The sequence below is a fragment of the Corynebacterium sp. MSK019 genome, from assembly GCF_030232425.1.
In the GTDB taxonomy this organism is placed as follows: Bacteria; Actinomycetota; Actinomycetes; order Mycobacteriales; family Mycobacteriaceae; genus Corynebacterium; species Corynebacterium jeikeium_D.
Genome location: NZ_JASPJT010000023.1, coordinates 1 through 7214, shown reverse-complemented (window position 1 = coordinate 7214; position 7214 = coordinate 1). Strand labels below are relative to the sequence as shown.

Here is a 7214-nt window from a genome sequence, read left to right as displayed (position 1 = left end):
CCTTATATAAGCCCGTTTTATGCGGCCTGACCAGCAAATAGGCTGAAAATCAGACACACTTTTTGTCACTTAACCCAGATAGTGACTGCGTGAATTACTGCCTGCGTTTATGGCTGGCGACGGCGTGCCAACGCGAGTTAGTGACTGCGTTTATGACAAAAATGGCCCGAAAAATGGCTTGAAAGTGTCATAAACTTACACAGTTTCACATTTGCAGCTCGCATCCATGGGGCCATTCCGGTGGATTGGCCAAAAAAACTGGGCTTGAATAAGGTCCAGCCCCCACTTCAAGCCCCCCCACTTCAAGCGCCCCTACTCAAGCCCCCGCCCCGAGGCCACTGATGTGAAAACCCGCAGCCATGACTGAACTAGCAGTCACGGCTGCGGGCCTCCAGCAGATGTAGCTCTGCTAAGAACCTAAAAGATTACTTGTTAATCACCGTGGTCGGGTGCACGTAACCCAGAGTCTCCGGATCAACCGGGAACTCAATGTCGCCGAAAGGCGAATCTGCACCAGCGTGGTGAGCAATCAGTTCAGTAACAGCGTGCTGACCAGGCTCGAGGTCCTTCGGCCAGCCGGGATCGACATAGGATTTCTTTGCAACGTTAGCCATGCTGAGATTATCCCAAAAATTTTCTCCCCAGTCACCTTCTCCCCTCCTTAAATCTCACTAAAGTGGGGATTGTCATGACTAGCACCACCCCCTTTGCACTCTTTTCCGACTGGCTGGCAGGTCAACCAGACCAATTTGTGGGCACTATCCTCAGCAATCGCCCCGATGCGCTGTCGCCACCGCCGAAGTCTTCCCAGGTGCTAGCGGCAAGGCTCCAGCTCCGCGCTTCTGTCTCCCGCGCGCTGACCAGACTGCCCGCACTGGAGCTCGCCTGCATTGAGGCCGCCGCCGACCTCGGTGCTGACGCCGAACCCGTCACTGCGGACGCCCTCATCGACTACATTCTCGACTTACTCTCTCGAGCAGAGGTTCCCGCCAATCAACGGCCCACGGCCACGCATATTCGGACAAGCCTCGATACCCTGCGCGAATACGGACTCATCTGGGGCAACGGTCCCGGCCCCCGCGGCACCTTCACCGGCAAGTCCACCCGCAAGAAACCTCTGCCCTGGCAGGACTACTTCTGTCTCAGCGATGAGGTCGCCACCTCGTTGCCACCCGGCTGGTATCTTCTGCCCAATCCCGATGGCCCCAGCCGCAGCCAGCTACGCACGGCACTCACCGAGGTCACAGACAGGCAGCAGCGTCTCCTGGATACCCTCGCCAACTCCGGAGGGCTCGGCGTCACAAAGGACGCTCATCCGGATGCCGACCCTTCGCTGCCGGTCCCAGCGCTCATCAACGCCGGCCTGCTCGAACGCATCGACGAGGGCACCGTTCGCCTGCCCGCCACCGTTCGCGCGCTTATGCGTGGAGTCGGGCTTGCCGCCGACGACGTCCCCCTGCGCCCCGAAACCCCCGCTACCCACGTGATCGCCAGCGGTAACGACCGTGCTGCCGCCACTGCCTGGGAAACTTTGCGACAGGCGACTGACCTGCTGGACTTGCTGGGAACCGACCCCGCGCCGACCTTGAAAAACGGTGTCATCGGAGTGCGGGAAACCCGCAGTCTCATCGAGGAGCTCGGCGTCGACATCTCGGAGTTGGCTCGCGGCGTGGCTAACCTCAGTGCAGCGGGCCTGGTTCATGTCGGCACTCCGCATCCGCTGCCACTGCACGACAGCGGTGGTGACTATTTCGCCCCCACGCTGGCAGCCGACGGCTTCCTCGACGCCGATCTGGTTGACCGGTGGGTGAGTTTGACGGTCGGCACTCGCACTAGCGACGCAGCTCCCTGGCGGGTCGACCAGCTCAATGAGGAAGGCAAGCGCATTGCTCTACTCTCCCCACAAGCTCGGCTCTCCGGGGTACCGTCAATCCGGGAAATGGTGCTGGCCTGCTGTGCGCAGGTGGCGTCGTCGGCAAGCGACAACGACATCGTTGCTCTGACTGACCTGCGTGAATGCGCCGCCTACTACTACCCGATTACCAACGCGAGGTGCACGGACGAGACGCTCAGTGGCGTGGTCGACGAGCTGGTCGCCCTCGGCATCGTCGTGCGGGACCCGGGCGTGGAAACGATTTCCGTCGGCCTTAGCGAGGTCGGCAAAGCCATGGTCGCGCTCATCGAATCCGGTACCGCCGAGGCCTTCGACGATCTGCGTGCCGCCTGTAACAACCTCTTGCCGCCGAACGCCTCGTACCTGATGGTTCAGGCGGACAACACCATCGTCGTACCGGGCCCCGCATCCCCGGAGATGGAACGCATGCTCAGTTCGATTGCGCAGCTGGAATCTCCCGGCCTCGCCAGCGTCTACCGCGTGACCGAAGACAGCCTTCGCGATGCCCTCGACGCCGGCATCAATGCCGCCGATATCTCGGAGTTTCTTTCGCGCTACGCCGTCGGCGAGGTGCCGCAGTCCATTACCTATTTGCTTGACGACGTCGCCCGCCGCCACGGTCGTCTCCGCGGTGGCCCCGCAGCTTCGTTTATCCGCTGTGACGATCCGGCCCTGCTGGCCTCATTCCAGAGTCACCAGGCTGGGCAAAGCCTGGCGTTGCGGAAGATTGCCGAAACGGTGCTAATTAGCCAGGCCCCGCTTGCCCAGGTGATTGAGACCGCTAGAAATGCGGGCTTTTCCATCATCGCCGAAGATGCAGAGGGTTTGGTGCTGGATCTCGGTCGCGCTCCCTGCCGCATTGAGGCGCCAGCTCCGGTGCCTACTGCGCGTACAACGATGCCCGAACCGGAACGCATCAGCCAGGCGTTGACGGCTATTGCCGATGGCAACCGTGCTGCTGAGCACGCTGGTAGTTCCAGTGGCACTGCAGCCAGTGGCAACACTGCTGGGGTCTCTGGCTCTGCTGCGGATTCGGCGACAGGTACGGGCACGGCTGCCGGTGCCAGCGCTAGCACCGGTGGCACGAGCGACTACGCCTCCGGCACCGAAGCGTTCAAGCTTCTGCAGCGCGCGGCTCGCCATGGCGACGACCTGTATTTGAGCTACGTTGACCGCAACGGCAAACCCGGCCGCAAGCGCGTGCGCCCAGTCACCGTCTCCGGTGGGCAGGTCGATGCTATCGACCCGGCCACCAGTCAAGTGCTGCGCTTCCTGCTGCATCGCATTACCGAAGTACATCCTGTCGACTAGGCGGCGGGCGCGCGGACCGTCGTAAAGCGATGCAGAAGCGAATGTGGCGGTTCGGGATAATTCGAGCCCGTGCCGCATCTTCTGCGTAATCGTGGCAGAATTGACCTTTAGCTTATTTTTGGTCGAATGTCTGCGAGGCGAGGGAATAATGGGTTTTGGTACGGGTCCGCTGATCGTCCAATCGGATAAGACGGTGCTGCTGGAGGTCGATAACCCGGAGGCGGATGCGGCACGCGCGGCGCTGGCACCGTTCGCGGAGCTCGAACGTGCTCCTGAACATGTGCACACCTACCGCATCACCCCGCTGGCGCTGTGGAATGCCCGCGCCGCCGGTCACGACGCGGAGCAGGTGGTCGATGTCCTCGAGCGCTTCTCCAAGTTCCCCGTCCCACAGCCGCTGCTTATCGACGTCGCGGAGACCATGGACCGCTACGGTCGCCTGAGCCTGACCAAGCATCCAGCTCACGGCCTTATTCTGGTTTCACACGACCCTGCGGTACTGGCCGAGGTGACCAAGCACAAAAAGATTCGTCCGATGCTCGGCGAGCAAATCGACGCCGACACCTGGACCGTGCACCCCTCCGAGCGAGGCCGAATCAAACAGGAGCTGCTGAAGGTCGGTTGGCCGGCCAATGACACCGCCGGCTACATCGATGGTGAGGCACACGCCATCGCTTGGCAGGATCAGGGCACCGGCGGCCACGACACCTGGGAACTGCGCGACTACCAACGCATGGCGGCTGATTCCTTCCGCGAAGGTGGCTCCGGCGTCGTGGTGCTGCCCTGTGGCGCAGGCAAGACAATCGTCGGTGCTGCGGCCATGGTAGACGCGCAGCGCACCACTTTGATCCTGGTCACCAACACCGTCGCCGGCAGGCAGTGGCGCGACGAGCTGCTGCGACGCACCTCGCTGACCGAGGACGAAATCGGCGAATACTCCGGCGAAAAGAAGGAAATTCGCCCCGTCACCATTGCGACCTACCAAGTGGTCACGCGCAAGACTAAGGGAGAATACCGCGCACTCGAGCTATTCGATTCCCGCGACTGGGGCCTCATCATCTATGACGAGGTCCACCTCCTGCCCGCTCCCGTGTTCCGAATGAGTGCGGATCTGCAGTCGCGCCGTCGACTGGGGCTCACCGCTACCCTGGTGCGCGAAGATGGCCGCGAGGGCGACGTCTTCAGCCTGATCGGCCCGAAGCGCTACGACGCCCCGTGGAAGGACATCGAGGCCCAGGGCTGGATCGCACCGGCTGACTGCGTTGAGGTCCGCGTGACCCCGACCGAGTCCGAGCGCATGCTCTACGCCACGGCTGAGGCCTCCGACAGGTATCGTCTGGCCGCAACGACGCCGACGAAGATTCCCGTCGTCAAGCAAATCCTTGCCCGACACGAGGGCGAACCCGCTCTGGTGATTGGTGCCTACCTGGATCAGCTCGAAGAGATCGGCGAAGAGCTCGGCGTCGACGTCATCGAAGGAAAGACGTCCAACGCCAAACGCGAGGAGCTCTTTGGGAAGTTCCGGCGCGGCGAGATCAACACGCTGGTGGTCTCCAAGGTTGCGAACTTTTCCATCGACCTTCCCGAAGCCTCTGTCGCCGTGCAAATCTCCGGCACCTTCGGTTCCCGACAGGAGGAGGCACAGCGCCTGGGGCGTCTCCTGCGCCCGAAGTCCGATGGTGGTGGCGCCGTCTTTTACTCGGTGGTGACTCGCGATACGCTCGATACCGAATACGCAGCTCACCGCCAGCGTTTCCTGGCGGAACAGGGCTACGCCTACCGAATCGTCGACGCAGACGAGTACCTCGGGCCCTCCCTGCCCGGTGATTCCACCGCTAGCTCGGAATCCTAGAAAACTGGATAACTAAAGGACTGCCATGAACTTTCACTTCCCCGTCAACCGCGAGCACACCAACGCCAACAACGAGTACTACCGCGATGCCCGCCGACTGCTCATCTCCTCCGGCATTTTCTCTGCTCTGCTGCTCGTCGGCGCTGTGCTGGTTCTAATAGTTTTCGACCGCACGCCGTTTGTTATCGGCAGCGCGGTTATGCTTTTCGCCCTCGCAGCTCTCTACGTCGGCGTTACCTTCCAGGTGCGACGCGCAATTAAGGATCCGCAAGAGCTTTACGACGAATCCCCGCTGGTTCCGGCCATGATTGCGCGTGTGGATGAGCGAACCATGGTGCTGATGACCTTGGTGGACATGCGTAAAGACCCCTCCGATGGCGAGCCCGTCCCGGCCCTGGCTACACGAACTGTCACCACGATTTCCGGGGTTCCCCGCCGTGTGGGCGCGAAGGTGCCAGCTGTTGCTGTGGCCGGTACGCACAAGAGCCGCACCGAGTTCTACGACGAGATCACCCCAGTGCCGCTCGCGTGGTCCACTCCAGACAAGTCAGTCATTGCCCAAGCCCAGCGCAATATTCCGGTCAACGATTGGAATGTGCTCGAACGCAACATCGACCGGGTGGAAGAGGTACACGCAACGAAGCGCAATCTCCTGCCGCTGCACTAGTCGGGGGCTGTTAGCCCCGACCTTTTGGCACTGAGCTGTTCTAGCCCCGCCCCCGATTTCCCTTAGCAGCGCTCCCCTCCGCGGTGCTCACATGCACGGCGAGAGCGCCATTAGGAACTGAAACGGGTTGACTAGCTCTTACCCCAGGACTCTTCGTTCTGCCGGTCAATCGCTTCCTTATCGTATTCACCTGCCGGGTCCTCTGGCAGCTCACGTTCCGTGTGAGTGGCCTCTAGAATGAACCGCGCCGCGTCCGTAATCTGCTCTCGCTGAACCTTTGGAACCGCAATCTGGTGAGTCGCCAAGAATACCGCCTGAGTGGCGTCTCCACCTGCCTCCTCGACCTTCTTCAGGTACTCGGTAGCTGGCCGAACAACAGTATCGCGGGAGGCCGCCTGAACGTGGACACGCATGCTTCGCGACGGCTCATGCAATCCCGGTGACACTTCCTTTGCCGAATCATCAGAGGTGCCGAAGAATGCCTGCAACCACACCGCAGGAGCACCACGCAGGTCTAGAGCCGGGGCAACGAGCAACAGAGCAACCGGAGTGTCTTGACTAATCTGGTCTACCGCGGAAACAACGTTGTGGCCGCCTGAAGAGACACCATAAAGAACTAACGGGTTCTGATCACTGATGGGCATTGCACCCAATTTTTGAAGCTGCAACGAATCATCTGCGACAGATGCGACTACCCGCGCAATGTCATAGACGGCCTCAGATACCTTATTCTCTGGTGCGAGCCGGTAATCCACGTCCACAACAATTGCGCCCGATCGGGCTGCCAGGGCAGCCATATTTGGGCCGAAGGAATTCTCACGCAGACTGCCGTCGCCCATCCAGAAAGCGCCGCCGTGTGCGGCAACTACCACAGACCCGGTTGGATCCTGTGGGACAAAAACCCGCACCGGAACGCTAGGACTATCCCCCACCGTCGTATCCGTCACCTCTACTTTGCCGTCGGCATACGCAAGGTATGGCGAGGAATGGTTGACGGCCGCCCCCAGGACCATCATTGAACCGTGAATGATGGCGTCTGGCATACGAGCGCCGCGGTCATTGACTGAAGCACGAGCCTTCTTAATGTCTTCCTCAGAGGCACCCAAGGGGACAACCTCGCTCAAGTAGGAATAGGCCGAGACGTGTTCTTCGAGCCATTCAATAAGCTGTTGTAGCTTACCTTCTTCGGTCGTTACGGGAGTGAAGTTGTCTTGAGCCTCGTCCTCAGAAGAAGCGAGGTTAACCACATCGGAGTTAGGTGTCTGATTAGTCATAGAGACAGTCTGCCACAGAGAGCCAACGAGGATTCACCAAAAGAGGAAACCGAGGATCCGATCGACGCTTAGTTAATTCTGTTTACCTGTGGGTAAAACAAAAGTGGGCCGCAGCACCCAACCCCACAAAGGGGAAATAGCAACCACGACCCACAAACAAGATTATTATGCCGGCGGCGACCTACTCTCCCACACCCTCCCGAGTGCAGTACCATC

The 7214-nt window shown here is 60.6% G+C and carries 5 protein-coding genes; 3 read left to right on the top strand and 2 right to left on the bottom strand.

The features are described from left to right. Positions 1-425 precede the first annotated feature (425 nt). On the bottom strand, positions 426-614 hold the full coding sequence (locus QP982_RS10520; protein ID WP_016423317.1) for a hypothetical protein: 189 nt from the start codon (positions 612-614) through the stop codon (positions 426-428). Between the two features lie 74 nt (positions 615-688). On the opposite strand from QP982_RS10520, the gene QP982_RS10515 reads away from it, so the two are divergent. The 3 genes from QP982_RS10515 (at position 689) to QP982_RS10505 (ending at position 5724) form a co-directional block, all read left to right on the top strand. Further along, a complete protein-coding gene (locus QP982_RS10515; protein ID WP_284870531.1) occupies positions 689-3205 on the top strand; it encodes a helicase-associated domain-containing protein in 2517 nt (838 codons plus the stop codon). A 148-nt stretch (positions 3206-3353) separates the two neighbouring features. Next, positions 3354-5057 carry a DNA repair helicase XPB gene (locus QP982_RS10510; RefSeq protein ID WP_016423319.1) on the top strand — a complete coding sequence of 568 codons (1704 nt, stop codon included), beginning with the start codon at positions 3354-3356 and terminating at the stop codon, positions 5055-5057. Between the two features lie 25 nt (positions 5058-5082). Then, entirely contained in the window at positions 5083-5724 is a 642-nt protein-coding gene (locus QP982_RS10505) for a DUF3239 domain-containing protein (RefSeq protein WP_069359666.1), read from the top strand. A gap of 131 nt (positions 5725-5855) precedes the next feature. Here the strand turns inward: QP982_RS10505 and QP982_RS10500 are convergent, their stop codons facing one another. After that, on the bottom strand, positions 5856-6998 hold the full coding sequence (locus QP982_RS10500) for an alpha/beta hydrolase (protein ID WP_069359667.1): 1143 nt from the start codon (positions 6996-6998) through the stop codon (positions 5856-5858). Positions 6999-7214: the final 216 nt, after the last annotated feature.

Coding starts and splice junctions, on each gene's coding strand:
- QP982_RS10520 (WP_016423317.1), bottom strand. CDS start 614: ATGGCTAACGTTGCAAAGAAATCCTATGTCGATCCCGGCTGGCCGAAG.
- QP982_RS10515 (WP_284870531.1), top strand. CDS start 689: ATGACTAGCACCACCCCCTTTGCACTCTTTTCCGACTGGCTGGCAGGT.
- QP982_RS10510 (WP_016423319.1), top strand. CDS start 3,354: ATGGGTTTTGGTACGGGTCCGCTGATCGTCCAATCGGATAAGACGGTG.
- QP982_RS10505 (WP_069359666.1), top strand. CDS start 5,083: ATGAACTTTCACTTCCCCGTCAACCGCGAGCACACCAACGCCAACAAC.
- QP982_RS10500 (WP_069359667.1), bottom strand. CDS start 6,998: ATGACTAATCAGACACCTAACTCCGATGTGGTTAACCTCGCTTCTTCT.